Consider the following 26,057-nt stretch of genomic DNA (forward strand, 5'->3'; position numbering starts at 1 on the left):
GTGGGTGCCCCCGCAATCCATCCGTTCAGCGCACAGCCGCCAGCCCCAGATCGAGCCGGTATCTACATGCTCCCACTTCGCTACAACGCGAACAACGATCCAGGAAGCCGGGCGCGGATCTCGTTTCGGTTCGCCCTTCCGCCGACCCGCCCGAAGACCGGCCACCAATCCTGCAGGCTTCTTGACTGCTCACGCCCTTGTTCACGAGATCCAAAGTGGCGCGCCGTTCCCGATGTAGTGCCTCATCACGTGAAGAACCAACCACGTTGCTTCCGTCTCACGAATTCCATCGCAACCCGGAACTGTCGGGTGTTGCAACGACCAGAGAACCCAAAGCGCCGACCGCGGGGCTCTTCCGTCAGGCCGCGATGATCGGCGTAGCGCTCCGCGCGGGCCGCGGCAATGCGGCATTGCGGTGGGCCGCTGGGCGCGCGTACATTGGTATTTCGCGGATCGAGATCGTCGGCAACGATGAAAGACTCGAGAAGCAGAGATCCGGCCGAGAATGTGAACGCATTCCCGGCCGAACCCCTGTCTGAGGGAAGTCTCAACGGCGCCAGCGCACCCGCAGACGTTCGTGCTGTTCGTCGCGCGCTCGCGCCCGCCGACGGGGCTTCGGATTGGTGTCTCTGTTGGTGTTCTCCTGGTCCGGTTCGAGTCCTTTCGACACTGCCCGGGGAGCTCGCGTGTGGATTACGTGGCTGCAGCGAGGAGTTCGGCCACCCGGGTACCGATCTCGGTGGTTACTGCCGCCCGCCACGACACCACCTCGACCTGCAGTCGCGGCATGCGATGACGATGTCCGGCTGCTCGACTCTTGTCGAGCGTCCCGGCCGGGCCCGAATCGACCATCATCGCGCCCACCGCGTTCACCGCACGCAGACGGGAGGTGTCGACAATCTTGTATTCGGGGTAGCCGCCCGTACAGACCCGGCCAGCACGGATGCGTTCGATCTGCTCCGGGGTTGTCGCCCGCTGCCGGACGACGACATGGACTTCTCTGCTGTCGTGCTCATCGGCCCACAGGCGCTCGAGGGGGCTGGATCGTCCTCGGGAAGATTCGTACCGGGCGCCGGTGACAGTCCTTCCAGGAATTCCGGTATTGCCGCCGCGATCGCCGAGCGATCAAGGACAACTGAGATCGAACCGACAGCGCGGAGTTCGATGCCCGCTCCGCGATACCCGACATCGGGACGAGTACCCCGACGGCCCGCCGTAACTCCCTCGGTGTCACCCGGCTGGATCGAACCCACTGCCGCCAACCGCTCACCGCAAGGGGAACCCCCACGCCCAGGTCGCCGTTCGAGGGGTCATGCCGGCTCGGCGATGCTGTTCTCGGCGGAGTCCGGAGCCTTGGGAGGTTGGCGGCTGAGGAACAGGGCCAGCACCGCTCCCGCCGCGCACACCACCGAGGTGATCAAAAATATCTCGGTGTACTGAGTAAGCAGAGCCCGGTCGACTGCTCCGGTGTACTCGGCCAGCTCCCGTGCCGCCTGCTCGGGAGGTTTGGCGACGGGGAAGGGCACTTGCAGGTTCGCGGTCAGGCTGTGGAAGCGGTGCAGCCCCCACGCGGATAACGCGGCAACCCCGACGAGCATCCCGGTCATCCGCGCGACCACCACACCGGCCGAGGCGATCCCGTGCTGGATGGGCGGCACGGCGCGGAGCACCGCAACGGAGAGCGGCGCGATCACCAGGCCGAGACCTAGCCCAGCGATGGCCAGGTCGGTGTCCAACCGGGGCACCGCAATCGGCCCGACCTGATACGGCGCGGACAGCACGTCCATCGGCCACCGGGCCATCCGGAAGTAGCCCGCCGCGGCCAGCAGCATGCCGGCCGCCGCGACCACCCGGTCGCCCAGCCGTGCCGCCAGCAGCCCGCCGAGCAGCGCGCCAACCGGGAGCGCGGCCAGGAACCGCAGCAGCAGTATGACCGCTCCCCGGTCGTCCCGGTCGAGCAGCGACTGAGCGAACAGGTCGACGTCCACCAGGGTCACCATCAGCGCGACGCCTGCCGCTCCGGATACCCCGAGCGCGGCAAGGAATGCGCCCATCTGCACCTCGACCGGGTCGATCAGCCGGGTCTTGGCGCGCAGCTCCCAGCCGACGAAGGCGATGGCAGCGACACCGACCCCGACCAGCATCGGCCCGCCCCACGGCGGCAGCACCGCGGTGCGCGGGTCCGGGTTGTACAGGCCGACGACGGCCAGCCCGAGGGCGACCGCGAGCAGCAGCCCCCCGGCCACGTCCACCCGGACGGGCTCGTGCGCCCGGTCGCGGCGCGGCACCGAAACCTGCACCGCGATCATGGCGAGCAAGCCGAGCGGTAAGTTCATCCAGAACACGCCGCGCCAGCCGGCGACGCCGAACGCGCTCGACCACACGGCAAGGCCGGCGATCGCCACCCCATACAGCGGGCCCAGCACGCTGCCCAGCTCCTGCGCGGCACCCACCGCGCCGAGCACGTTCGACCGCCTGTGGGTTGCCCACAGGTCAGCGGCAAGCGCCATGGTCACCGGCAGCAACGCCCCACTTGCGACACCCTGGACGACCCGCCCGGCAACGAGCATGGGCAGGTCGTCGGCGAGCGCGGTGACCACCGAGCCGACCAGGAACCCGGCGAGGCAGCTCTGCAGCACCAGCTTGCGGCCGAACCGGTCCGATGCCTGGCCGAGCAGCGGCATCGCGGCGATGTAGCCGAGTAGGTACCCGGTGACGATCGGGGTCACCCGCTCCAGTCGGTTCACCGGGATCAGCAGGTCGTCCATGATCTGCCGGATCATGCTCACCACGACGTAGGTGTCCAGCGCGCCGAGCAACACGGCGAGCGCCGCGGCGCCGATGGCGACGGTCCTGCTCCGCGGGATCAACTCCACACTCACGCCGGGGGTGTCACCGTCACGGGCTTGTCCAGCTCGGACACCACCACGTCGACGGTCGGGGCGTCTGCGCCGTCCGGCTTCGGGAACGTCACCAGCGCTCTGGTCGGCAGGTGCCTGCCGTCCTCGTCAAGCCAGACCGTGATGTCCACCTCGGACTCGACCCCGGGAACGATGTTGCCCACCGCGTCCTTGTCCGCCCGTCCGGTGATCTTGTACGCCGGTGTCCCGTCAACCCTTTCCCTCGCCTCGGTCTTCGCATCCGTGATGCTGGTCAGCACCTTCGCGAAGCCCCGGTCCGGGTCGAGGATGGCAGACGGGTCGTAGTACTCGGCGGTGAGCGAGGACGGATACCGCTGAAAGGTGCCGGTCGGGCCCTTCAAGTACAGCGAGTCGTCGACCAGCACGAATTCACCCTCGATCAGCTGGCCGGCCAGGGTCAGCTTCACCGTGCCCTTCGCGCCACCGGCCGGACCGCCCTCCCTGGTCAAATCGCCCTCGGCGGTCTCCACGCTGATGCCTGGAATCGAGCCGTTGACGGACATCGTGAAGTGTGCGCTCCGGATATCGCGGACGGCGGACGCCGACTCGGCGAGCAGCCCGGCCGCGTCCGGCAGGTTCGCGCTCCCTGCCGGATCGGTGTCGGTGGTGCAGCCTGTGACTACCGCCGCGCTGAAAGCGAGGGTCCCGAGGAAGATGCGGCGCGTGAGCATGTCCGCATCGTAGGACGCCGGCTCCGAAAACGCCTGGGATTGCGGCCAGAACCGGGTCGTTGTGGCCCGACCCGGTCCCTCGGCCGACCGACATCGCTCTGACGACGGTTGTTCATCCCTACCGCTCTCCCGCGGTCAGGCTGCGGGTTCGCTTGTCCCATGATTGCGGGGGCGGCAAGCGCTCCGGCGCCAGTTTCAGGGGTTGAGGCACCCCGGCTCGGATGCTGCCTGATTCGGGTTCGCCCAGTGGCCACGATTCGAAACGCCCAACCGCTGCTGAGCAGTTGAAATGTCACAATAAGGTAATCGCCACTAGAAACGTATTACGTGCAACGTAATTGCGCTCTTCTGCAACGGCTCCTTCCAACTGCATGGCTACGCTTCTCAGGCGGCCATCCAGGCGGAAGCGACGCGACCTGCGCCCCCGAGTGTCCGGGAGTACGCACCACAATCGCCATCCAGTGGTGGGTCCGATCATTCGCTGAGGATGTCCCAGTTCTGCAGTTCCGCCTGCGGGGTGGGTTTGCCGCTCCACGGGAACATGTGGAAGTTCGGGACCTTCAACTCGGCCCCGCTGGTGACATCGCCGTCGGTGAGCCAATAGTTCTCCACCCACATGGACGACACCTGGTCCCCGAGCGAGGAGTTCCTCACTGCTGTCGCGTACTGGGTGGCGATGGGGCGTAGTTCGTCGGCGGTGTCGACGTTCGGGGCGCACACCTCGACCGCACCCCGGCCATGCCGGGCTTGTCCGAGTCCGGGGTGACTCGGCCGGCGATGACGGGCAGCCCGTCCGTTGGCGGGACACTGGCGACCGCCGTGGCGAGGGCCTGGTCGCGGATCGGTTGTACGGGTGGGGCAGGTGGTGGCAGTGGTGTCGGTTGATGATCCGCCGCATAAGGTCAGGGCGCCTACGGCGACAGCGAAGATGACCGTGTGGTTGGTTTTCTCGTGTATCAAACTAAACCCGATAGCGATAGCCGGCGTCTTGTTGCCGCCGCTGCTGTAGACGGTCTCGACCGAGCGCCTCCGCGTGCCGGGCTCATCGCGTATTGAGGTGCCCATCCGCCCTCGTTCGATGAACAGGTCGGTCGCGACCTCGAGTTCGGTGATGCGCGCGGTCAGCGCTTGGTTCGCCGTCACGAGCCGCATGATCTTCGTGACCCCGACCAGGATCACCCTTCATCGAGCAGCCTACGGATCCGGTCGATCGCCCCAGGTTCTCGGCGCCGGTTTCGGGTTCGACGAGTGCGCCGGGGCGGGCACCCGCTCGTCCGGAATCAAGGACCTGGATCCCGACCTCTGGCGCGACGGAGTGTCGGGCCCGCCGGAGACCGGCCGGAGCGCCTTCCGCTGCGCGGTGCCGTTCGGAACACGGTAGGTTGCGGGGTCGTCGTGCGTTCGATGAACGACAGATGCGCGGCGTTGCGGTGGGTCGCCGTGGCCGCGTAGATTGGGATACGCGGATCGAGCGAGTAGCCGGTCACGGTGAATAACTCGAGATGCAGAGATCCGGCCGAGAATGTGAGAGCATTCCCGGCCGAACCCCTGTCTGGGGCCGCTCGTGGACCGCACAGGTCGAGAATTGTCCCCGGTCAGGATTGTTCACACGTGTTCGGCGCCGGCTGCCCGGCAAACCGCGCCTCGATCCAGGGCATGACGGGACCCATATCCATCCCGCCGTGGCCCTTTGCCGGATCGAAGATCACATCGACAACGGCGCCCTTGGCGCACGCTTCGGCGATCGCGCGGGCGGTCGATTCGGGCCGCATGAATGAATCCATGCCACCGTAACCGATCAGCATCGGTGCCGCCGCAATGCCCTTCGGCAACGACATCGCATCCAAGAGTTCGCGCAACCGTCCGAGTGCTTCTGGTGTGGCAGGTCTGAGGTCGTCGGCGGAGACGGTGGTCGCAATCCGTGCTCGTGTCTCGGCGGTGGGGCCGGAACAGGACAGGAGAACATCCCAATTCTGCGCCACCACACCGCGGCGATACTCGTCGAGGTCGAGCCCGGGATGTGATCTCTCGAGCGTTGCCAGCACCCACTGCAAGACCAACACCTGCTCGGTGGTCAGGGTACCGGTGGCCGCGGCGTCGGCCAGTCCGCGTAGGTTCGCCAAGGGCGACATTGCCACGGTCCCCACCAGGTTCAATCCCTGTCCGTACTCGCGCGCGAGCTCGTTTGCTGCCCAGGAGGCCTGGCCGCCCTGGGAGTACCCGAACCCCAACCAACGGTCGGATGTGTCTGGAATCATCTGCCGGGAGGCGCGAACGGCGTCGATGACGTTGTAGCCCTCGGTGGTCGGGTCGAGATAGGGGTGGAATCCGGGTCCGCCCAATCCCTGGTAGTCGGGAACGGCGACGACGTAACCGCGGCGGAGAAACTCACTCACCAGCAAGGACGAGCCCAGCAGCTGACTGTCCTTCGAGGGTGCGCACTCCTGCTGGATCCCGGTGGTTCCGTGCGCCAACGCGATGATCGGCCACCCGTCTTCCGGCGCGTTTCCCTGGGGAGCGAACACCGATCCCGAGACCTCGGTAATGGATCCGTCGACGCCGCTGGTGGAAAGGTAGGTTACCCGCGCGGTCAGTGCCGCCAGTTTGACGATTCGACGGTCGATGGTGGGGATCTCGACCGCGCGTAGCACCGCCCCCGGGCCTGTCGCGTCCGATGGGATCGGCACAGTTGTTTCCGAGGTGCGATTACCGTCGTCGGAGTATCCGGACCCGGCGCCGCACGCAGCCACTGACGTCAATGCGAAGGCGGCCGCGGTCGCGATTCCGAGGATGCAGGGGAGCCGGTGTCTGCTGTGCCTTATCACCGTTGCGCTCCTCGAGGTGTGAACGCGGAGAACATTATTGGTTTGACCGTCCGCCGTGGTGCGCCGGGCTGCGGGCTATGCACGGCCGACATTACGCCCTCGGCGCGTCCGCACCGTCAGGACACTGCCCAGCAGCCGTCCGTGTATCCCCTTGATAGTCGCAACTGCGGCTTCGACACGGCCTCGATGACCACGCCGACTACGACCGACCAGCAACACACCATCGCTCAGTGCCGCGAAGCGCAGCGCGGCGCTTCCATGTAGTACTGGCGGAGTGTCGATGACAATGTAGTCATGGGCGTCACGGAGTTGCTTCACGACCTCGCCGATGCCGTCGGCCGCCGCCATCGTGCGCAGTTCCGTCGCTGCTGGATCGGTGACGAGCACCTCGACCCCGAGTACCCATATCTGCAGGGAGCTCCATAGCGTCGCCGGGTCGTGGAGCACTGTGGTCAGATCCGGGGTGGGCGCGAGGTGCAGTTTCGCCGCCAACTCTGGGGCCTGGAAGTCACCATCAACGAGCACCACCGTGTGCTCACCCTCGGCGAGCGCCAACGCTAAGTTGGCCGCCACCGTGGTCCGTCCGTCCTGCGGATCCGCGCTGACGACGGCCACCACCTTCGCCCCGGTTTCGCGGACCTGCACGCACAGCTCGCGGTAGTCCTCCGCCAGTGTCTGCGAGCTGCCCGCGATGGCCCCCGCCGGCACGGTGCTCATCACTCGGGTGTCCGACGCAATCGCCAACGTGCGGGGATCTCTGATCCGTCGGTCGAGGACCCCGTACCCCACCGCCACCAGCAGCCCAAGGACAAGTCCGGCGCCTAGGCTCACGAGCAGGCGGGCAATGGGTGTCGGTTGCGATGCCGCGGGTAGGTGCCCGTAGTCCACGACCGTGGCGCCCGCGGCAGGCGGGTCGCCCTGTGTGGAGGTTTCCAACTCGTAGACCAACTTGACCAGTTGCTGAGCAGCGGCGTTCGAGATCGCCCGCGCACGCTCGGGATCCTGGTCGGTGGCGGTGATGTTGAGCAGCACGGTGTCCTCGACCGGGTCGGCGGTGACCTTCGAGGCGACATCCGCGGCGGTGGTTGGGTCACCCAGTTGATCGGCGACGCGCTCGGCCAGCTGAGGGGAAGCCGCCAGAGCCGCGTAGGACCTCACCCGTTCCCGGGCGAACAGGTCGCCCTGATACGCCTCGATGACCGCGGGGCCGCCGCCGGCGGTCACGAAGAGTTGCGCGGTGGCCTGATATTTGGGGGGCAGGATGCGGGTCATCAGGAGGGCCACCGCTGCCGCCAAGATTCCGAAGAGGACGATAATCCACCAGTTCGCGCGCAGGATACGAAGATAGTCCGAAATCTCCAACGCTCATCCCTCTCCGTGCAGTCGGGCTGTGACCTGCTCTCTTGGAACCGCAGGCCGGTAACCCGCAAGGGGGTCAGTCCGAGTCGAGCGGGTGGCCGCAGGCACTCTCACCGAACCACGTCGCCTCGCCTACCCGATCACATCTGACGGTCGACGACCAGGAATTGAGCGCAGCACTAGTATCCTCCTTATCACGTGATCCGAGGTGAGATTCCGTGCCCAACCTCTCCGTCCGGCGTCCCCCGTGGAATCGGATCGTCGGCTGGCTGATTACCACCGTTGCGGTGATGGCGTCCGTAGCGGTTCTCAATGGCGGCAGCGCCCGGGCGGTCGTGCTCGTCTCGGGGTTGCTGTGCCTGCTGGTGGGGGTCTACGTCGTTGCCGCGCATCCCGCCCTGATGCGGAATTCGATGGCTGTGCTGCTGGGCGCGGCGCCGTTCGCCCGCTTCCCCGTGTTCCCGGCGCCGGTGTTGTTGGCCCTCGGTGGTGGGGTGATCCTGGCGGCGCTGGTGCATCGTGCGGCGGTCACGCGGGTATCGACGCTCGAGGCGGCGGTGGCGGTACTGGTGGTGGTGTCGGCGCTGTCGGTGTATCCGAACGCGGTCGGCGGCATCGACCTGCTGCAGTTCTCCGAGTGGCTGATCGCCACCGCGGTGATGTTCGCCTTGCTGCGCCTGCCGGTCGAGCAGCTGGCCACGGTCGGTCGCATGTTCGCCTACGGCGCCGCCGCCGGAGCGGTCTACGGACTCGTCAACCTGTACGCGGGCGGAGCGGGTCCGGTCGCGCAGGTGTTGGTGGTACTCGGTTACACGCTCCAGGCCGATACGAGTCGCTATGTGTTCACCGAAGACGATGTCGTCAGCCGACTCGCGGGATCCTTCATCGACCCGAATGCGGCCGGCATCTTCCTCTTCGTCGCACTGTTGGTGTGCATCGTCACCGTGTCCGGCCCGCGGAGATGGGTACTCGCCGCGGTGATCGGCGTGGGTTTGACGCTGACGCTGAGCAGAGCGGCCTTCTTTTCATTGGTGGTCGGTGTCGTCCTGGTCCTGCTGTTTCAGCGCATGAACGCGGGCCGGCGGGTGGCGACGATATGCGCAGCGGTGATCGCGGCCGCACTGACCCTGACAGTCCCACGAATCCGAGACCGCCTCTTCGCCTCCTTTGGTGCTCAGGACATTGGATCGTCCGCCCGTTCGGAGGCGTTCGAGCAATACACGACAGTCATGGACAATCGTTGGCTGTTCGGCCTGGGCTGGGGCCGGCCGGAGTTCTTCGATGCGGACGCGGCATTCGAGACCAATGTGGTGGCTAATTCCCCTCTTCTGGCGGTCTACCGAGGCGGCATCTTCACCGGGCTCGCGTTCTGCCTGGTCATCGGCATCGGCATCGCCGTCGCGTATCGGTGCCTGCGCAGCACACGCTGGGAATCCGGGATCGTGGGCGGCGGATTCGTCGGGTTCACCCTGGTCGCGCTCCAGTTGGATTATCCCGTGGTCACGATTCCCCAGGTGACCCTGTCCTTCTCCGTACTCCTGACGTTCCTGGTGTATGCGCAGAGGGCAGCCGAGACCGCGGGCGTCTGCGGAATCACCTCCATGCCCGAAAGTCTGCGAGCACCGCGAGATGCAGCGGGTAGCAGTACGGCCGGCTCCGATGCACGGGGGTAGATACTGGGGCACCGCAGGGCGCCGAAAGGCACGGCGACTCGGCGGCGGGCGGGGTGATACCGGTGAGCGCCGGCGCCTGATCCTGGTGGCGGCGATCGTCCTGGTGGTGAGTATCGGTGCCGGCACCATGGTGCTCCTGAGGGCGGGAAGCGGACCCGAAACGCAGACTCCTGCTCTGCCTCCGCCCGCCACGCAATCGCCTCCCGTGGTCGGGGTCGGCGATAGCGGTCAGCTGCTCGACGCTCCCGACGCGGACGTAGCCCAGGCCCTCGACGCGGTGACCGCGCTGGGCGCCACCAGCATCCGGCTCCCCATCACGTGGGCGTTCGTCGAACCCGAGCAGGGTGTGTTGGACTGGTCCCCGGTGGATCGGATCGTCGTCGCGGCCGAGCAGCGGGATCTGTCGATTCTCGGGATGATTGCGTACAGCCCGGGGTGGGCGGCGGTACCCGGGGCAGCCGGCCTGTCCGCGCTCGCCGCGGAGCCGTCGTCACCCGCGTTATTCGGGCAGTTCGCCGGACGGGTGGCCGAGCGGTACCGAGACCGGATCGCCGCGTACGAGGTATGGAACGAGCCCAACAGTAGTCTGTTCTTCGCACCCGCATCGGACCCTGTCGCGTACACCGACCTCCTCAAAGCCGCGTATCGGGAGATCAAGGACCACGATCCAGCGGCCCTGGTGGTGGGCGGCGCCATCACCTCGGTAGTCGACTCGCCAATCTTCATGAACGCCGTCGACTTCGCCCGCGGCATGTACGACGCGGGGGCCCAGGGTCACTTCGATGCCCTGTCCTTCCACCCCTACCACCGCACCACCGGCTTCGCAGCCGGAACCATCTGGCCCGAGTCACCCATTCGGCAGCTGATCGACATCCGGCAATTGATGGTGCAGCACGGTGATCAGGACAAGAAGATCTGGGCCACCGAGTACGGGCTTCCCTCCGCGGAGGTTCCCGGCACGACGGCCAGCGCCCTGATCGCGAACTTCCTCACGACCTGGCAGGAGCTGCCCTACGGTGGCCCCCTCTACCTCTTCGAGATCATCGACCGGGGCACCGGCAGTGCCGACCCGGAACACACCTTCGGCTTATTGACCGGCGATTTCACCCCCAAGTTGACCTTCCTGGCGGCACAGCATGTGTTGGGACAGGAAATTCCCCTCAGCAGCGAGGCCAGCCGATTCGCCGGTAAGGCACCCCCGTCCCTCGGGGAGATCCGCAGCCCGGTGTATGCGGTGGGGACGAGTCTGCGGCAGGAATTCGAGGACGGCACCCTGTACGAGACCGATTCGGGGTACGTCGTCGTCCCGCCCCCCATCGCGGCCAAGATGCGCCAATCACCCGCGCGACCGACCACCCAATTCGCGGACGGGACACAGCAGTTCGAAGGTGACACCGGACTGCGGGCATTCACCTCGCCGGCGGGTACGTTCTTGGTGCACGGCGCCATTCTGGATGCCTACGACCCGGCGCTGGGTTTCCCGGTCACCGACGAGTACGACACGGCGGACGGGAGGCGGGAGAGTCGCTTCCAGCACGGCGCCATCACCTGGTCGTCGGGCACCGGGGCGGTCGTCACCTTCGCCTGACCAGTTCGGGTGTCACCGAGCCGCGCCGGGATCTGGCTCGCCCTACCGATGCGAATTCTTCTGTACCGAAGTTGATTTCGACACTGATGGCCCCGCCGGCGGGGCGATCACGAACATGACGAGGTCCCCGGGACCCATCGGTGATCTCGTCGGCGCGGACCATGACCCGGGGGACTGTCCTCGCTCGCCCTGCGCGGGTGTTCGGGGTCCGATCATTCGCGGTGCCGGATCAGGGCCGCAGGAGGTTCGTCACGGCCGCGTGGGGCATTCGGTTCTTCCAGCGGCGGGCGTTCACCTCGTAGAGTCGCTGCCCGGCGGTGGTCGCGGCATCCCGGTCCCACAGGTACCGGCGGCACTGATCGACGAAGGCGGTCCGGTCATCGAAGACGGGAAGCTCGAGGATCGTGCGCAGGGACCCGACCGCCGCGGTGGTGCCGACGACGGGCACCCCCCTGCTGGCGGCGTCGAGAATCTTCACCCGCACCCCACCCCCCGTCGCCACCGGTGCGATCAGGGCGCGGCAGGTGCCGAGGAAGGTGTCGAGATCGGCGACGAATCCCAGATCGGTGACACCGGCCGGATACGCTCGGGTGCGGGGGCTGGAGGCCGGCGCGCCGATGACGCACAGTTCCGCGCCCGGGATCCGCGCGGAGATCGCGGGCCACCACCGCAGCGCTAGTTCGAACGCCTCCTGGTTGGGGGGCCACGCCCGGGTCCCGAGGAAGACCAGGCGCCGCCCGGTCTGCGAAATGGGCAGCGGGGGAGCGGGTTCGAGGGTGAGGGCGATCCATTGTGCGTTCGTCACACCGTGTCGGGTGTAGAAGTCGGCCTCGTCCCGGTCGTAGGTGCCCACGGCATCCGCGGCGCGGGCGACCCGGATCTCGTCCCGAAGGATGCGGGGCGCTTCGATCCGGCCGAGCAGCCCGCGGGTGACCTTCCATACCTGCGATTCGGGGTTGACCGTGTTGATCACCAACCGCGCACCCGAAGCGCATGTCGCCGACCGCAGATACGATTCGGCCATGTAGCTGTGCTCGGCCACGTAGATGTCGCTGTTCACGGATTCGATCGCGCGCACCAACCCGGGCATGTCGAACCGGGCATGTACCAGGCTCCGCCGCGAGCTCACGCTGTCGAGGAGTAGCGGCAGTCGGCGCACCGGCGGCTTGGGCACCCGTATGAGGCTGCCGTCGGGTGCGTCGCCGTCGATGCCCGACAGGCACACCGCCCGGACGTCGAAGTGTTCGCGCGCGAGTCGCATCACCAGCCGCGACAGCGCGATGTCCCCCCCGTGCTCGGTAGTGGGGTCCTTGGAGAGCAGGAACGTCACGGTCGGGCTCATCAGGACCTCTCCGCGGAACTACGCGCGGACCCGTGCAGGACGCGGTGGAGCCAGGCGAACAACACCATCTCCGCCATCACCGAGGCCGAGGCCGTGCCGATCGCGCCCGCAGCCCCCGAGGTGAGGAGACCGACGAGACCCAGTATCAGCACCATCTTGAGTGCGGCGACCGTGGCATTGGCGGTCACCCGCTCCCGGTCGCGTTCCTGCAGATACAGAACGGTGGTAAACACCCAGTTCATTACCCGCAGGAACACGAACGCGGCCATGGCGATCACCGCCCCCGCCATGGGCTCCGGGGCGGGGGTCGCCAGCAGCACCAAGCCCACCACCAGGACCAAGGCTCCCGCAGTCGCCGCGAGGACCGTGGTGCTCCTCAGACTCGGCCCCGCCGACACCGCTCCGCCGGCCTCGCGGAGCCGCTCGTGGTAAGTCTGCGCGTAGGACTGGCCCACTCCGGCCACCGCCCAGCCGACCAGGGAGGCGATGGAGTAGTAGCCGGCGACCGTGCTGTCGGTCAGCACGCCGAGAAGCAGCACGTCGCCCTGCACGTAGACGGCGTTGGAGAAATTCTCGAACACCAGCAGCGACATCTCCCGCCGGCCACCGGGAAGCGCCGGCCGGGCCGCGAAGATCTTCGGCACGGTCAGCGCGATAATCACCGCGTACGGCGCCACGTAACACAGGCTCGCCAGCTGCAGCGACGGCTCCTCGACACTCACCAGGTAGGTCGCACCGAGGCCGATGCTGGCCCCCTGCCGCAGCGTGTCCATCCGCATGACCACGTCCGGATGCCCGTCGCGCACCGCCTGACTCTTGAAGGCATTGAAGACGATCTCCCCGCCCGCGATCACCAACGAAAACCACGCGATGTACCCGGCCGGGGTGAGCACCCCGGCCAGCACCAGCACCGCGCCCCCGACCAGGATGCGGGCCGTCCGCTCGCGTTGGAACCGCTGGTCGTCCACGCGGACGGACCGCACGTTGAATGGATGATCGACGGGCCCGGCCACCATGGCCGCGAGGGCGAACCCCATCGCGTACAGGCCGTAGTCGGAGATGCCCAGCGATGCGATCACGATGACGGTCCACAGCAGCCCGATCGCCCGCCCGCCATAGGCCCACATCGCCGCGCCGAGTGCCGTGACAACATGGGTGCTCCATCGGCCCGCCATGGCTAGTTCATCCTCGCCCAGACGTCGGTGAAATCGGCAATCAGCTTGTCCGCGGACCGTTCGTGGCGCAGCCGCTCGGATTGCGATCCCAGTCGGGTGAGGGTGTCGGTGTCGCGGAGTACTGCATTCGCGGCCCGCGCTAGATCCGCGCTGTCGCCCGCCACCACCACCGCCCCGCTGTCCTGGTCGGCCTCGGTCAACGCACCGTATCGGCGACACAGCAGCGGTGTTTGGTAGGCCAGTGCCCGGCAGGCCGCCGCCGAGGCCGGATACGCGTCACCGTAGATCGTGCGCCGCCCGTACGGCAGCACCAGCATCCGGATCGAGGCGAAGAATGCGTCCTCCGCGGCGCCGTCGACCCCGCCGACGATCTCGATGCCCGGCCCCCCGTGGAGGCGCTCGGTGCCGCGGCCGGCCACCCGGATGAGGATGTCGTCGTCCAGCAGCGCCCGGAGCTGACCGATTTGTTCGAATCCCTTGCCTCGGTAGACGAGCCCGAACAGACCCACGGCCAGCGGCCGGTGCTGGGCGGCGGGGAGCTGGGGACGGTGGGGCACCAAAAGTGCGGTCGGCACGACCTCGGATCCGGACATCACCTCCTGCAGGTGCCGCGCCCCGGTCGCCGTCAGGGCGAACAGGGTTCTCCCCTGGAGGATCCTGCGTTCGAGAATGGTGAACGGTGTGCGGAGCGGGTAATGCACCGCATGCGTGAGCAGTTTGTGCTCGGCCAGAAATTTCGTGCGCAGCGGCCACCAGACCGCGCGGGGAGGATCGTGCACGGTTGCGGTCACTGGCACCGGTCCGAGTCGACAGGTGCCCCAGAACGGCACCAGAGCGCCGCCGCTGAGCTCACAGTGCACGATGGTGCGCTTGGGCCCGGTCTCCTCGACGAGGGCGCGGATCTTCTGCCCATGCGCCCGTAGCCGGCTGAGGCTGTCGGCGCCGGGACCGTCGTGGCGGTACTCGACGACGTCGCGAAAGTATGGGCGGGCGGCGGCGGCGAAGTCATCGGCGTAGTCGCCGACCCCGCCGATGCCCGGCTTCGGTGCGACGTACACCAGTCGCTTCTCGCTCAGGTTCACCACCTGCCCGCTCCGCTCAGGTTAACCACGTGCCCGCTCCTTGTGCTCAGAAGAGTGGGGGACGATACTTCGGCCGATAGGCGAGCGCGGCCGCGTCGCGGGTGCCCACCACCTTGGCCGGCACGCCCGCGACAATGTCGAGTGGTGCGACATCCTTGCGGACCAGTGAACAGGCCCCGATGACCGCGCCGCGTCCGATCCTGGCGCCGGTGATGGTGGCGCGGCTCGCGATCCACACATAGTCCTCGACCGTGATCGGGACAAGGATTGCTGCGAAGTCGGGGGCGCTGATGTCGTGATACCCGCCGATGAAATGGGTATCGCTGGCGATCACCACGTTATCGCCGATGGTCAGGCCGCCGCGGGCGTCGAGCAGACACCGGAACCCGATCGAGCACGCCTCACCGATCTTCAGCTTTTCGATGCCGAAGACCGTGGAGCCCATGAAGATCGAGGTATCCCGGCCGATCTTCGCACCCCACAACCGCAGGATTCCCTGCCTGACAGCGTGAACCGGAATGTGGGTGCCGATGATGTTGAAGAACACCACCCCGAGACGGTCCCAAATCTTGGTGATCAACGGAAGAACACTCCTTCATGTTCGGCGGCGGGTGTGCACGCCCGCCGTCAGGTAACCCTGCCGGCGGGCCGCAGGCCGAGGTCGTGCTGGACCATCGCCGTCACGATGTCGTCGAAACTCGCGGCCGCCCGCCATCCCAGCACCGCCTGCGCCTTGCCGGCATCACCGACCATCACGGTCGGGTCGGTGGGACGGACCATCGCGTCGTCCAGGCGCACGTAGGACTGCCAGTCCTCAATACCGGCCGCCGAGAACGCTGCGATGACGAAATCACGGATACTGTGCGCCACCCCCGTGGCCACCACGTAGTCGTCGGGCTCCTCGCGGGCCGCCATCCGCCACATACAGTCGACGTAGTCCGGCGCCCACCCCCAATCCCGGCGACCGTCGATCCGACCCAGCGTGAGCGTGTCGGTACGGCCGGTCGCGATCGAGGCCACCGCCTTGGTGATCTTGCGGCTGACAAAGGTATCCGGGCGGCGCGGGGACTCGTGGTTGTAGAGGATCGCGCTGCTGACCGGTAGCCCACGGACCCGGAACACCTGCCCCATCTGGAAGCCGAAGGCCTTGCTCACCCCGTACGGCGAGGTGGGCGCCACCCGGGTCTGTTCGTTCTGCGGCGACTGACCGGATCCGGCGAAGATCTCCCCGCTGCAGGCGTTGAGGACGACGACCCGCCGACCGAGTGCCTCTTGTAGATCCAGGCATGTACTGTACAGCGCCACCGTCGCGAGGCTGTTGACCTGAGCGGTGAGCACCGGGTCCCGCCAGGAGCGGCCCACCGAGGACACCGCGGCCAGGTGGAACACGTGGGTGGGGGCGACCTGTCGGACGATCCTCGACAGTGCGGTCGTGTCGGCGATGTCCACCCGATGGACGGTCGGTGCCGGGCCGAGGGCATCACCTATTACGCAACCGTCGGGGCACCCGCAGTCGTGACTGATCCCGTGCACCTCCCAGCCCGCCGCGAGTAGCCGATCGGTCAGGTAGCTGCCGTCCTGACCGCAGATGCCGGTGATCAGCGCCCGGCTCACCGGCGGCGGTGTCATGCCACGGCCGTCCGGGCGGAGGTGATCGTGTCCACGTCGGCGCGCACCATCATCTGGACCAACTCGGTGAAGTCGATCCGGGGCCACCATCCCAACTGCCGGTGCGCCTTGGTGGAATCGCCGACGAGGGCGTCGACCTCGGCCCGGCGCAGGAATCGGGGATCGACCTTGACGAACGGCGCCCAATCGGTGATGCCCACCTCGGTGAAGGCCACGTCCAGCAGGTCCCGGATGGAGTGCATCCTCCCGGTGGAGATCACGTAGTCATCGGCCTGGTCCTGTTGCAGCATCCGCCACATCGCCTCGACGTAGTCACCGGCAAAACCCCAATCCCGGCGGGCGTCGAGATTGCCCAACATCAACTGCTCCTGTAGGCCCGCCTTGATGCGGGCGGCGGCCAGGGACACCTTCCGGGTGACGAATTCCGGTCCCCGGCGGGGAGATTCGTGATTGAACAAGATTCCGGAGCTGGCGTGCATATCGTAGGACTCGCGGTAGGTGACGGTCATGTGATGCCCAAACGCCTTCGCGACCGCGTACGGTGAGCGCGGCCAGAAGCGGGTCGACTCGGACTGCGGCACCTGCTGAACCTTGCCGAACATCTCCGAGCTCGAGGCCTGGTAGAAGCGGACCCGGGTGCCGGCCTGATGTTCGTATAGTCGGGTGGCCTCGAGGATGTTGAGCACGCCGCCGGCCGTCACATCGGTGGTCAACCGGGCGTTCTCCCACGAGTACGCGACCAGGGAGATCGCCCCGAGGTTGTAGACCTCGTCGGGCTGCGCGGCGGTGAGGGCACTCATCAGGCTGGACAGGTCGAGCAGGTCGCCGGTGAGAATGGTGACCCCGGGGACCACCTCGGCGAGCAACGGGAGCTTCGGATTGTTCTGGCCGCGGACCAGCCCGTAGACCTGATAGCCCTTGCCCAGCAGCAGCTCGGCGAGATACATCCCGTCCTGACCGGTGATTCCGGTGATCAGTGCGCGCCTCATGGTCGACCTGCCTCTCGGGGGAGCGGTGCCGGGTCCGGGCCGGCGGCCAGCAGCTGGTCCACCGCCCCGTGCAGCGCGCGAGCGAAATGCGCCTCATCCAGTTTTTCCACGTGCCCGGCGATGGCGTCCGGATCCCACGTCGCCGCCTCGCACTGGTCGACGGCCGCGGCGATCTGTGTCGGGTCCGGCTCTTCGAAGTACACGCAGGTCACACCCTCGACCATGGTGTCGAGGAAGCCGCCCCACCGCAGCAGGACACTCGGCTTCCCGAAGCCCGCGCCCTCGAGCGGGGTCAGCCCGTAGTCCTCGTAGGCGGCCGAGATAACCGCCCGGCAGTGTTGATACAGCCACCGCATCTGCGCGTCGGTGAGGTTCTTGACCATCAGGATGTGGTCGGTGGCCAACCGGCGCAGCACCGGCTCCTGCGGCCCGGCTCCGACGATAACAAGGTTGCGGGGGCCGCCGGCGAACGCCGAGATCACCGTGTCAACGTTCTTGTAGGCCAACAATCGTGCGATGCATAGGTAGAAGTCCCCGCCGCCCGCCCAGGTCCGCAGCTCGTCGACCGGCTGGACCGGGAGGGAGGTGACGGCGCTCGGCGGAGCTGGCAGTACCGACGCATCGATCCCGTAGACGGCGTGGATCCGCTCCCGCACCGCCGAGGAGATGGCCAGGTAGCGGTCCGCCGAACGGGCCGCCCGGCGATCCCAGGCCCGCAGCGGGCGGGTCAACACCGCCGCGACCAGTCGGGTACCCACCGGCGCGGTGTCACCGAGGTAGACCCGGGTCTGGTAGAGCCAGCGCGCCGGCGTGTAGCAGTAGACAAGTTTTCTTCCGGTGGTGCGGAAACCGTGCGCCCATCCGCTGCTGCTCACCAGCACGAGATCGGCATCGATCTTCATCGCCGAGGCCGCGAAGGGCAGCACCGGCAGCCCGGCACGGTGATGTTGGCGCACCACGGCGATCTTGTTGAGCGGTGAGGTGCGGATATCCATGCCCGCGAACTCGGGAAAGGTCGTTGCCGACTCGTAGAGGGTGGTGTAGATCGGCGCCTCGGGAAACGCCCGGGCCATCGCGAGAACGACCTTCTCGGCGCCGCCACGTTGGGTGAGGTAATCGTGTGCGATAGCAATCCGCGGTCGAAGCGTCATGTCAGTACGCTCCCTCGTGGCGCAACACCGCGCGAAGTGTTTTGAGGATGATCACCAGGTCCTGAACCATGGACCAGTTCTCCACATACGCCAGATCCAACTGGACCGACTCCTCCCAAGACAATTCCGAACGTCCGCTGATCTGCCACATCCCGGTGATCCCGGGCCTGACCAGCAGCCGCCGCCGCACGGTGCCGTCATACCGTTCGACCTCGCAGCGCAACGGGGGCCGGGGCCCGACCACACTCATCTCGCCCCGCAGGACATTCAGGAACTGCGGAAGCTCGTCGATGCTGTACCGCCGCAGGAAACGACCCACCCCCGTCACCCGCGGATCGGCGCGCACCTTGAACAACATTCCCCGATCGCTCTCGTTGACCAGCAACGCCAACTGCTTGTCGGCATCGACGACCATGCTGCGGAACTTGAACATCGGAAAGGCCTTGCCGTCCAAGCCGATCCGTTCGCCCTTGTAGAAGACCGGACCATCACTGGTCAGCCGGACCGCCAACGCCGCCGCGAGGAACACCGGTGCCACGACCACCAACCCGGCGATGACGAACACCAGATCGAACGCCCGCTTGTTGAACCGTTGCGCCCCCCGGTACTGCGGCGGACCGACATGGATCAGCGGAAACTGCGCCACCGGACGCATCTGCAACCGCGGCCCGGCGACGTCGATCACGCCCGGCGCCACCATCAGATCGACACCCAACGGCTCGAGCGACCAGGCCAGTTCTCGCACACCCCGATTGCCGAGTTCCGCGGTGGCCGTGACCACGATCGTGTCGGCCCCCGCCGAATGCAGTGCGGCAAACACCGCGTTCTCGTCACCGAACACCGCGATCTCGCGATCCCCGACACAGATCCCGCCGGTCGGAGGCCGGGCCGCCCCCGGTACGCACGCGCCCACCACCCGAAATCCGGATTCGGGGTGGCGATCGAAACACCGGACCATGGCCTTCACCAATGAACTGGGGCCGACCACCAGCACCGCGGTCAGGCAGTGGTCGGCCCGGCGCCGGCGCACCATGGCCTGTCGCCACAGCCAGCGATTGACCAGCAATGCCACCAGACCCAACGGAAACGCGATCAGCAGGTATCCGCGGGCCAGATCGATTCGCAACAGCAACGAGACGATGGCCACCGCACCGAACAGCCAGAACGTGCCGGACACCACCCGGCGGTATTCCTCGACTCCGCGACCGATCACACCCACTGCCCGGGACCGGAAAATGGACAGGACCATCAGCCACGCCACCGCCAGCAAAACCGACACCACCGAATAACTCAGGCGCGAAATGGTTGTCGTTTGCACCGGTGCGTATCCCGGACCGAACCGAACCAATTGTCCAGTGAACACCGACGCGAAAATGACCAGAACATCGCTTGCCGCAACCGATTTCGCGTATGAGCGCTCCCACCGCCGACGTCGAATCACGCCGGTAGGAAACGCCGCATCTGGACTGGAGCGCCTCGATGATCGCACGCGAGGAGTAGGTCGGCTGACAGTGTCATCGCTGACGCGATTATGGATCCGCCCTTGGATTGGCAGGCGGTGCGGAAGTGTCATGGGTCTCGTCCTTGGTGGTCCGCTCGCCGAGAGCGTCCACTATCCCCATCGCCCACAACCAAAAGTCTGTTACAGCGGTCATTCCAACACTCGCGGTCCCCTGCACCGGCATTACTCAGATAGAAAGCAGTTACACCGGATGGTTGACAATGTGAGTTCATGCAGCGGTGCATGTAACGGGTTATCGGTATGTTTGTTGCGGCCAGCGAACTCGCTCAACGGGATGACGCCAGATCGTCCATCTGCTTCGCGCTGTAGCGCGCGAGTAAGCGTCCGGTCACCGCGGGTCGGAGAGAAAGGCGCTCAGGCGGCTGGCCGGTGCATCGAGTCTCTGGATTTGGTTCCAAGATCATCGCACGGGCCGGATCGCGAATGGCTAGGTGACGTGGCGTCGCTCGCGGCGTGTCGGCGGCGTGGCTACACTCAGTGGCTACAGTGTCCGGACCAGAAAACCGCTCTACCTGCGGTAATGGTGGAGCCGATGACGGGAATCGAACCCGCGTATTCAGCTTGGGAAGCTGATGTTCTGCCATTGAACTACATCGGCGCGCATGATATTGGGCGCCCTTGGGCAGGCCCAACACCCTGCGGGGCAAACATTAGCAGATGTGTTGGGTTCGCCTGGAGGCGCACGCCGATGCTCAGATGAGTGGCCGGCCGGACTTGATTCGCCACCGCAGGTCGCGCATGAGGAGGTTGTAGGGGAGTTCGCGGATGGCGTCGGGGAAGCGCCGGCTGATGGCGCCGATGGTGTGCATGACGCGGTCGAAGCGCCGCTGGTCTTTTTCGCTCCACGCCAGCTGCATCTCGTCGCGGAAGTGTTGGGGGAGGAAGCCTCTGGTGAAGAACAGGTTCATGGGGCCGAACAGACGCGAGACGATTGTGGGGAGGAATTCGAGCCGGGCGATGGAGAGGACGTGTTCGCGGATGGTGTCGTCGATCGACACGTTGGCCAGCGAGCGGTTCCAGTACTCCTCGAATGCGATGCGGTCTTCGGGCCACATCTCCGGGGGTACCTGGAGGGTGGTGCCGAACGTGGCACCTTCCTTGTAGAAGAACTCGGCGGCTGCTGGGGAGAGGTCGCCGTGCAGGGCGCGGTTGACGTCCTCGAACCCCCGGTAGATGCAGGCGGCCACCCACAGCTGCAGTTCGGGGTCGAACGCGTTGTATTGCACGGGGCTGTCGGGTGTGGAGCGCACCTTCGCGTGGGCGCGGTTGACGCCCGTGCGGAAGGCTGCTTTCTCCTCGTCGGTGCCGCGGGCTGCCACCACGAGGTAGGTCAGCGTGGTGCGGGTCCGCTTGATCGGATGCCTGAACAGCTGGCCGCTCTCGACCTTGCTCTCGTATACGCCGTACCCGACCCCGGGATGGGCGAGCTGCATGATGATGTTGGCGGCGCCCGCCAGTAGTCCGGCACCGTCCATGGCCTGGTCGAGATGGTCCGGTGCCTCGAGTGACGTCGACATTCTGCTCCTCTTCCCACCACTGATTCTGCTATCTGAATACGACCGTACTCACATATATGTTCCGCGTCCAGAGTTCGGTGGAAAGATGGTCGCCATGGTTACGGCACCGTCAGGTTCCACAGGTGGGCGCATGTATGGCGGCCAGGAGGGTGATGCTCGCCGCGCCGAACGTCGCGCGCAGCTGATCGAGGCCGGGCTCGACCTGCTCGGCGGCGATGACGGCGACCACACGCTGTCGGTGCGTGGCGTCTGTAAGCGGGCCGGACTGGCCACTCGCTATTTCTATGAGAACTTTCCCGACCGCGACGCGCTGATCGTGGCCGTGTACGACCACGTCGTGCAACGCATCGCCACCAGCACATTGGAGGCCGTGTCGACAGCGGGGCCCGGCGAGCGCGAGATCGTCGAAGCGGGCGTACGCAACATCGTCCGTGAAGTTGCCGAAGATCCGCGACACGGCCGTCTCATGTTCTCCGTGGCACAGTCCAGTGAGGTGCTGGCGCAGCGAAGGCTCGACAGTTCGCGGCTGTTCGCCAGCCTGGTGACCAAGCAGACCGTCGGGTTCTACGAGGTGGCGGAGAGTCCGCGCCTCGACCTCGCCGCGCACTTCATGGTCGGTGGCCTGGCACAGACGTTGACGGCGTGGTTGAACGGCACCGTGTCGCTGCCCGAGGAAGACGTCGTGGACACCTGCACGGATCTGCTGCTCTCGATGGCAATCCACACCCGTTAACCTCTACCTGTGCTCCTCTCCGATCGCGATCTCCGTGCCGAAGTTTCCGCTGGACGTCTGGGCATCGACCCGTTCGATCCCTCGATGGTTCAGCCCTCGAGCGTGGACGTACGCCTCGACAGCTTGTTCCGGGTGTTCAACAACACCCGCTACACCCATATCGACCCCGCTGAGCGGCAGGACGAGTTGACGACGCTGGTCGAACCGGCCGAGGGGGAACCTTTCGTTCTGCATCCCGGCGAGTTCGTTCTCGGCTCCACGCTCGAGGTGTGTTCGCTTCCCGACGACCTGGCTGGGCGACTCGAGGGCAAGTCGTCACTCGGGCGCCTGGGGCTGCTCACCCATTCGACCGCCGGGTTCATCGACCCCGGGTTCAACGGCCACATCACCTTGGAGCTCTCCAACGTGGCGAACCTGCCCATCACGCTCTGGCCGGGAATGAAGATCGGGCAGCTGTGCCTACTCCGGTTGTCGAGCGCGGCGGAGCACCCATACGGCAGCTCTGCTGCCGGCTCAAAGTATCAGGGGCAGCGGGGGCCGACCCCGTCCAAGGCGTACCTGAACTTCGCGCAGGACTGAGTGCGCGCGGCCCTCACGCCCGCGCATTCCATGCGGCGATCACCGAGTGCACTCCGATCGAGTCGATTGTCGATCGGAGTGACCCCTCGACGGCCGCCCGCCGTCCGAGATTCCGACGGCCGATGCCGGAGGCACTCGGTGACTCGGTAACGCCGATCAAAATCTCCGGAAACACGGTGCGGCTGCCCTCGATGAGCAGAGCCTCCTCGTCAACTGCTCGCACGGTGACGGGGGCACTGCCCGTCACGTTGCCGACGAGCAGCGCGAGGTAACTCATATCGGTGTACGCGTCCCGGACGGCGATCAATCGTGCGTCGTTGTCGCCCAATCGTATCGACTCGTCGAGTATCCATGTAGCCGAACATGTTTCACGGTACTCCGCGCGGTCGGCTCGCCGCTCCGTGTCACCGGAGATTCGCTCAGGCAGAGTGTTCATGACCATCTCCTGCACTTCAGAAGTCCCTTCGCGGGATCTGGGTCCAGTCTGCCTAATGTATCCACTTCGATCATGGGTAGTGGACTACCTGTTCTCGGTGCATGGGTGCCAAACGAGGTCGAAATGAGACCGTACATTCGTTATGAATTACAGCGGAGGGGCTGAGAACGAGGGCGTCGACAAACTAGACTTCGAGAATGAGTCAGAGGTGGCCCCTGATTCGAAGGCACGCCGAGTTCGACGCCATCACCGCGTCGCTGAAGGCTCGGTCCGATTGTTGCGGGGTGGTCCTTACCGGCGATCCTGGCGTGGGGAAAACCACCCTCGCCCGGTTCGCGACCGAATCACTGCCCGGCGAGGTGCGCTGGGTTGCCGGGACGGAATCCGCCCGAAGCATCCCGCTCGGCGTTTTTGCTCACCTGGTCGGCGCGTCGACCTCTCGGGATCCGGTCACGCTGCTTTCCACGGCACGGCAGGCCCTCATTCACGACGGCGACACCCACCAGGACATGGTGATCGGTGTCGACGACGCCCACCTGCTCGATCAGCTCTCGGCGACATTCCTGCACCAATTGGCCCTCGATCGGGTGGTCAATATCGTCGCGACCGTCCGGAGCGGTGAGACCGTGCCCGACGCGATCACGTCCCTGTGGAAGGACGGGCATCTTCTCCGGCTGGAGTTGATGCCGTTCACGCGGGAGCAGAGCATCGAACTGGTCGAGTCCGTGTTGGACGGCCCGCTCGAGGGGCTGAGTGCCGACATGATCTGGGAGGCGTCGGGGGGCAACGCCCTGTTTGTCCGGCATCTCGTCGAGGGCGCGCTGGAAGCGGGGACACTCCGCCGGTCCGGCGGTGTCTGGCAGCTGCGGGGTCGCGCCGCGATCACCTCCGAGCTCGCGTCGCTGCTGGAAACCAGGATCGAGAAGATCCCGTCCGAGGTGCTGCAAGCGCTTCAACTGCTGACCTTCTGCGAGCCGCTGGATCTCGATGTTCTGTGTGCTCTCGCCGGTGAGAACGCAGTGGAAGAGGCGGAACGACGGGGCCTGGTCAGGATCGCCGAAGAACGACACCATCTCGATGTGCGCTACACCCATCCGCTCTTCGCCGAGGTGATTCGTCGACGGGTCGGTCGTGCGGCAGGACGCCGGCTACGGGGGAAGCTGGTGCAAGAGCTCAGTAATGGCGCCGTGACGGGTGCGGCGCATCGGATACGTCTCGCCGAGCTTGCACTCGACAGCGACCGCTCCGTCGACCCGGCACTGCTGGCGTCGGCAGCCGCGGATGCCATCGGGCTGGCCAACGTCCCGCTCGGTGAACGTCTGGCACGTGCAGCGTTCGAAGAAACCGGCGATTTCGGAGCGGCCGACCTCCTTGCCAGGGCATTGCTGTGGCAGGGGCACGCGGCCGAAGCCGAGGCACTGTTGCTCGCATTCCCCCCCGACTCGTTGACTCAAGCGCAGTTGGTGCGCTGGGGGACTTCACGTATCGCGAACCTCTTCTGGGCACTCGGCGATTCGGAGAAAGCGGACGACGTACTCGCAGTGCTACGCGAGCGCGTCACCCAACCGAGTCTTCTCCCGGTGGTCGAGGGAATCGGATCTGTGTGTGCGGTTTTCGAGAACAGACCGCAGGACGCGGTGGACGCCGCGTGCGCTGTTCTCGCCTCGGAGCTGCCGTGGGCGGTCGAATGGGCGTTCTTCGGCGGGGGACTGGCACTGGCGTTGATGGGACGCGGCGACGAGGTTCCCGCGTTGGCGGCGCGGAGCGCGGCCGTTGCCGAACAGATCGACGGATTGCTGCGCTTTCCCGCCGGGCATGGCGAGATTCTGGCTTTGACCATGACCGGGCAGTTCGATAGGGCGCAGCGCCGAGCCGAACAGTATCTCGCCTTCGCGTCGAGTGGCCGCTACCTGGCGTGGGGATTGGCAAATGTCCTGGTCGGGACGGTCGAACTCGTCCGCGGACGGTTCACCGCCGCGGCTCAGCGCCTCGAGCAGGCGATCGCAGCACTCGACGTGGGTGACACCGCCGACGCAGTGTCCTGGAGCGTCCCCGCCTACATTGCTCTGGGGCAGACGTACGCCGTGCTCGGCCGCGTCCACGAGGGGCAGCGCGTCATCTCGGAGGCGCGAGCCCGCAGTGGCCGACACGTGGCAGTGTTCGGCCCACAACTCGAACTGTCCGCCGCGTGGCTCGCCGCAGCACAGGGTGAGACTTCGCAGGCCATCGCCCTCGCACGGTCCGCCGCCGAATCAGCAGCAGCCGCGGGACAGTTCGGTGTCGAGGCGGCCGCACTGCACCTCGCTACTCGATTCGGTGACCATTCCACTGCTCCGCGACTGGCGGCGCTCGCCGAACAGTGCGACGGCGAACTCGTCCGAATCGCTGCAGCACAAGCATCCGCGTCAGCGTCCGCCGACGGACCCGGGTTGGCGGCGGCAGCGGACAGATTTCGAACGGTCGGTGCACTTCCCGATGCCGCCGATGCCTATGCGCAGGCCGCGATCGCCTTCCTCCGCGCGGGCGTCAAACGACTCTCGGTCGAGTGCGCCGCCACGGCGGCAGCACTGGCAGCCGAATGCGACCACATGTTGTCTCCTGCTCTCGCGGAGGCCGCACACCCACTGCCGCTCACGATTCGGGAACGTGAGATTGCATCGATGGTCGCGGCAGGATTATCCAATCGGCACATCGCCGACCGTCTCTTTCTGTCGGTCCGAACCGTCGAGGGACACATTTACCGCGCGTGCATCAAGCTTGGGGTCGCGGACCGTAACGAGCTCGCCCAGTTGATGAACCTCACCACACGACCAACTAAAAACGAGTAGTCGGCTACTCGTGTGCTCCCTCGCAGACCTGAGAACA

22 protein-coding genes and 1 tRNA gene are annotated in these 26,057 nt (G+C 66.4%); 6 read left to right on the top strand and 17 right to left on the bottom strand.

Annotated elements, in window-relative coordinates:
- Positions 1-693: 693 nt before the first annotated feature.
- The 4 genes from NOF53_RS17235 to NOF53_RS17250 all read right to left on the bottom strand — a co-directional run bounded on the left by NOF53_RS17235 (position 694) and on the right by NOF53_RS17250 (position 4,735).
- Positions 694-855, bottom strand: coding sequence for a hypothetical protein (locus NOF53_RS17235; RefSeq protein ID WP_255970887.1), 162 nt, complete (start codon positions 853-855; stop codon positions 694-696).
- 455 nt (positions 856-1,310) lie between these two features.
- On the bottom strand, positions 1,311-2,882 hold the full coding sequence (locus tag NOF53_RS17240) for an MFS transporter (protein ID WP_308213836.1): 1,572 nt from the start codon (positions 2,880-2,882) through the stop codon (positions 1,311-1,313).
- Positions 2,879-3,592 (bottom strand): LppX_LprAFG lipoprotein, encoded by a 714-nt coding sequence (locus NOF53_RS17245; RefSeq protein WP_255970889.1) that lies wholly within the window; start codon positions 3,590-3,592, stop codon positions 2,879-2,881. Before NOF53_RS17245 ends, NOF53_RS17240 begins: the two co-directional genes overlap by 4 nt.
- Before the next feature lie 474 nt (positions 3,593-4,066).
- Entirely contained in the window at positions 4,067-4,735 is a 669-nt protein-coding gene (locus NOF53_RS17250; protein WP_255970891.1) for a hypothetical protein, read from the bottom strand.
- A 7-nt stretch (positions 4,736-4,742) separates the two neighbouring features.
- On the opposite strand from NOF53_RS17250, the gene NOF53_RS17255 reads away from it, so the two are divergent.
- Positions 4,743-4,973, top strand: coding sequence for a hypothetical protein (locus NOF53_RS17255; protein WP_255970893.1), 231 nt, complete (start codon positions 4,743-4,745; stop codon positions 4,971-4,973).
- A 214-nt stretch (positions 4,974-5,187) separates the two neighbouring features.
- On the opposite strand, the gene NOF53_RS17260 is transcribed toward NOF53_RS17255, so the two are convergent.
- Positions 5,188-6,279 (bottom strand): lipase family protein, encoded by a 1,092-nt coding sequence (locus NOF53_RS17260; RefSeq protein WP_255970895.1) that lies wholly within the window; start codon positions 6,277-6,279, stop codon positions 5,188-5,190.
- Between the two features lie 213 nt (positions 6,280-6,492).
- Entirely contained in the window at positions 6,493-7,779 is a 1,287-nt protein-coding gene (locus tag NOF53_RS17265; protein ID WP_255970897.1) for a Wzz/FepE/Etk N-terminal domain-containing protein, read from the bottom strand.
- Between the two features lie 215 nt (positions 7,780-7,994).
- Here NOF53_RS17265 and NOF53_RS17270 point away from each other — a divergent pair, with 215 nt between their 5' ends.
- Together NOF53_RS17270 and NOF53_RS17275 are read left to right on the top strand one after the other, a co-directional pair.
- On the top strand, positions 7,995-9,449 hold the full coding sequence (locus NOF53_RS17270; protein WP_255970899.1) for an O-antigen ligase family protein: 1,455 nt from the start codon (positions 7,995-7,997) through the stop codon (positions 9,447-9,449).
- The gene (locus tag NOF53_RS17275; RefSeq protein WP_255970901.1) at positions 9,436-11,037 is read left to right on the top strand and encodes a cellulase family glycosylhydrolase; all 1,602 of its coding nucleotides are present in this window, start codon (positions 9,436-9,438) and stop codon (positions 11,035-11,037) included. Before NOF53_RS17270 ends, NOF53_RS17275 begins: the two co-directional genes overlap by 14 nt.
- A 229-nt stretch (positions 11,038-11,266) precedes the next feature.
- Here NOF53_RS17275 and NOF53_RS17280 read toward each other — a convergent pair whose 3' ends face one another.
- The 10 genes from NOF53_RS17280 to NOF53_RS17325 all read right to left on the bottom strand — a co-directional run bounded on the left by NOF53_RS17280 (position 11,267) and on the right by NOF53_RS17325 (position 21,444).
- Positions 11,267-12,379 (bottom strand): glycosyltransferase, encoded by a 1,113-nt coding sequence (locus NOF53_RS17280; protein WP_255970903.1) that lies wholly within the window; start codon positions 12,377-12,379, stop codon positions 11,267-11,269.
- Positions 12,379-13,554, bottom strand: a complete 1,176-nt coding sequence (locus NOF53_RS17285) for a hypothetical protein (protein ID WP_255970905.1) — start codon at positions 13,552-13,554, stop codon at positions 12,379-12,381. Before NOF53_RS17285 ends, NOF53_RS17280 begins: the two co-directional genes overlap by 1 nt.
- A gap of 2 nt (positions 13,555-13,556) precedes the next feature.
- Positions 13,557-14,639 (bottom strand): glycosyltransferase family protein, encoded by a 1,083-nt coding sequence (locus NOF53_RS17290; RefSeq protein ID WP_255970907.1) that lies wholly within the window; start codon positions 14,637-14,639, stop codon positions 13,557-13,559.
- Positions 14,640-14,682: 43 nt separating this feature from the next.
- Entirely contained in the window at positions 14,683-15,216 is a 534-nt protein-coding gene (locus tag NOF53_RS17295; RefSeq protein WP_255970909.1) for an acyltransferase, read from the bottom strand.
- A gap of 47 nt (positions 15,217-15,263) precedes the next feature.
- Positions 15,264-16,265: a GDP-mannose 4,6-dehydratase gene (locus NOF53_RS17300; protein WP_255970910.1), complete on the bottom strand. Its 1,002-nt coding sequence runs from the start codon at positions 16,263-16,265 to the stop codon at positions 15,264-15,266.
- The gene (locus tag NOF53_RS17305; RefSeq protein ID WP_255970912.1) at positions 16,262-17,254 is read right to left on the bottom strand and encodes a GDP-mannose 4,6-dehydratase; all 993 of its coding nucleotides are present in this window, start codon (positions 17,252-17,254) and stop codon (positions 16,262-16,264) included. Before NOF53_RS17305 ends, NOF53_RS17300 begins: the two co-directional genes overlap by 4 nt.
- Complete coding sequence (locus tag NOF53_RS17310) at positions 17,251-18,405, bottom strand: glycosyltransferase (protein ID WP_255970914.1); 1,155 nt, start codon at positions 18,403-18,405, stop codon at positions 17,251-17,253. The genes NOF53_RS17305 and NOF53_RS17310 overlap by 4 nt, the downstream gene beginning before the upstream one ends.
- Position 18,406: 1 nt before the next feature.
- A complete protein-coding gene (locus NOF53_RS17315; protein WP_255970916.1) occupies positions 18,407-19,978 on the bottom strand; it encodes a sugar transferase in 1,572 nt (523 codons plus the stop codon).
- Positions 19,979-20,451: 473 nt separating this feature from the next.
- A tRNA-Gly gene (locus NOF53_RS17320) sits at positions 20,452-20,525 on the bottom strand.
- Positions 20,526-20,619: 94 nt separating this feature from the next.
- Positions 20,620-21,444: an oxygenase MpaB family protein gene (locus NOF53_RS17325; RefSeq protein WP_255970918.1), complete on the bottom strand. Its 825-nt coding sequence runs from the start codon at positions 21,442-21,444 to the stop codon at positions 20,620-20,622.
- An 85-nt stretch (positions 21,445-21,529) separates the two neighbouring features.
- On the opposite strand from NOF53_RS17325, the gene NOF53_RS17330 reads away from it, so the two are divergent.
- Positions 21,530-22,177 carry a TetR/AcrR family transcriptional regulator gene (locus tag NOF53_RS17330; protein ID WP_255970920.1) on the top strand — a complete coding sequence of 216 codons (648 nt, stop codon included), beginning with the start codon at positions 21,530-21,532 and terminating at the stop codon, positions 22,175-22,177.
- Positions 22,178-22,186: 9 nt separating this feature from the next.
- Positions 22,187-22,756, top strand: a complete 570-nt coding sequence (dcd, locus tag NOF53_RS17335; protein WP_255970922.1) for a dCTP deaminase — start codon at positions 22,187-22,189, stop codon at positions 22,754-22,756.
- A gap of 13 nt (positions 22,757-22,769) precedes the next feature.
- Here the strand turns inward: dcd and NOF53_RS17340 are convergent, their stop codons facing one another.
- Positions 22,770-23,192, bottom strand: a complete 423-nt coding sequence (locus NOF53_RS17340) for a hypothetical protein (RefSeq protein ID WP_255970924.1) — start codon at positions 23,190-23,192, stop codon at positions 22,770-22,772.
- Positions 23,193-23,389: 197 nt separating this feature from the next.
- Between NOF53_RS17340 and NOF53_RS17345 the strand changes: the two genes are divergently transcribed.
- On the top strand, positions 23,390-26,020 hold the full coding sequence (locus NOF53_RS17345; RefSeq protein WP_255970926.1) for a helix-turn-helix transcriptional regulator: 2,631 nt from the start codon (positions 23,390-23,392) through the stop codon (positions 26,018-26,020).
- The last annotated feature ends 37 nt before the right edge of the window (positions 26,021-26,057 follow it).

This window comes from Rhodococcus tibetensis (assembly GCF_024438035.1).
Taxonomy (GTDB): Bacteria; Actinomycetota; Actinomycetes; order Mycobacteriales; family Mycobacteriaceae; genus Rhodococcus_F; species Rhodococcus_F tibetensis.

Coding starts and splice junctions, on each gene's coding strand:
- NOF53_RS17235 (WP_255970887.1), bottom strand. CDS start 855: ATGATGGTCGATTCGGGCCCGGCCGGGACGCTCGACAAGAGTCGAGCA.
- NOF53_RS17245 (WP_255970889.1), bottom strand. CDS start 3,592: ATGCTCACGCGCCGCATCTTCCTCGGGACCCTCGCTTTCAGCGCGGCG.
- NOF53_RS17255 (WP_255970893.1), top strand. CDS start 4,743: ATGATCTTCGTGACCCCGACCAGGATCACCCTTCATCGAGCAGCCTAC.
- NOF53_RS17275 (WP_255970901.1), top strand. CDS start 9,436: ATGCACGGGGGTAGATACTGGGGCACCGCAGGGCGCCGAAAGGCACGG.
- NOF53_RS17280 (WP_255970903.1), bottom strand. CDS start 12,379: ATGAGCCCGACCGTGACGTTCCTGCTCTCCAAGGACCCCACTACCGAG.
- NOF53_RS17285 (WP_255970905.1), bottom strand. CDS start 13,554: ATGGCGGGCCGATGGAGCACCCATGTTGTCACGGCACTCGGCGCGGCG.
- NOF53_RS17300 (WP_255970910.1), bottom strand. CDS start 16,265: ATGACACCGCCGCCGGTGAGCCGGGCGCTGATCACCGGCATCTGCGGT.
- NOF53_RS17305 (WP_255970912.1), bottom strand. CDS start 17,254: ATGAGGCGCGCACTGATCACCGGAATCACCGGTCAGGACGGGATGTAT.
- NOF53_RS17310 (WP_255970914.1), bottom strand. CDS start 18,405: ATGACGCTTCGACCGCGGATTGCTATCGCACACGATTACCTCACCCAA.
- NOF53_RS17315 (WP_255970916.1), bottom strand. CDS start 19,978: ATGACACTTCCGCACCGCCTGCCAATCCAAGGGCGGATCCATAATCGC.
- NOF53_RS17325 (WP_255970918.1), bottom strand. CDS start 21,444: ATGTCGACGTCACTCGAGGCACCGGACCATCTCGACCAGGCCATGGAC.
- NOF53_RS17330 (WP_255970920.1), top strand. CDS start 21,530: ATGGTCGCCATGGTTACGGCACCGTCAGGTTCCACAGGTGGGCGCATG.
- NOF53_RS17340 (WP_255970924.1), bottom strand. CDS start 23,192: ATGAACACTCTGCCTGAGCGAATCTCCGGTGACACGGAGCGGCGAGCC.
- NOF53_RS17345 (WP_255970926.1), top strand. CDS start 23,390: ATGAGTCAGAGGTGGCCCCTGATTCGAAGGCACGCCGAGTTCGACGCC.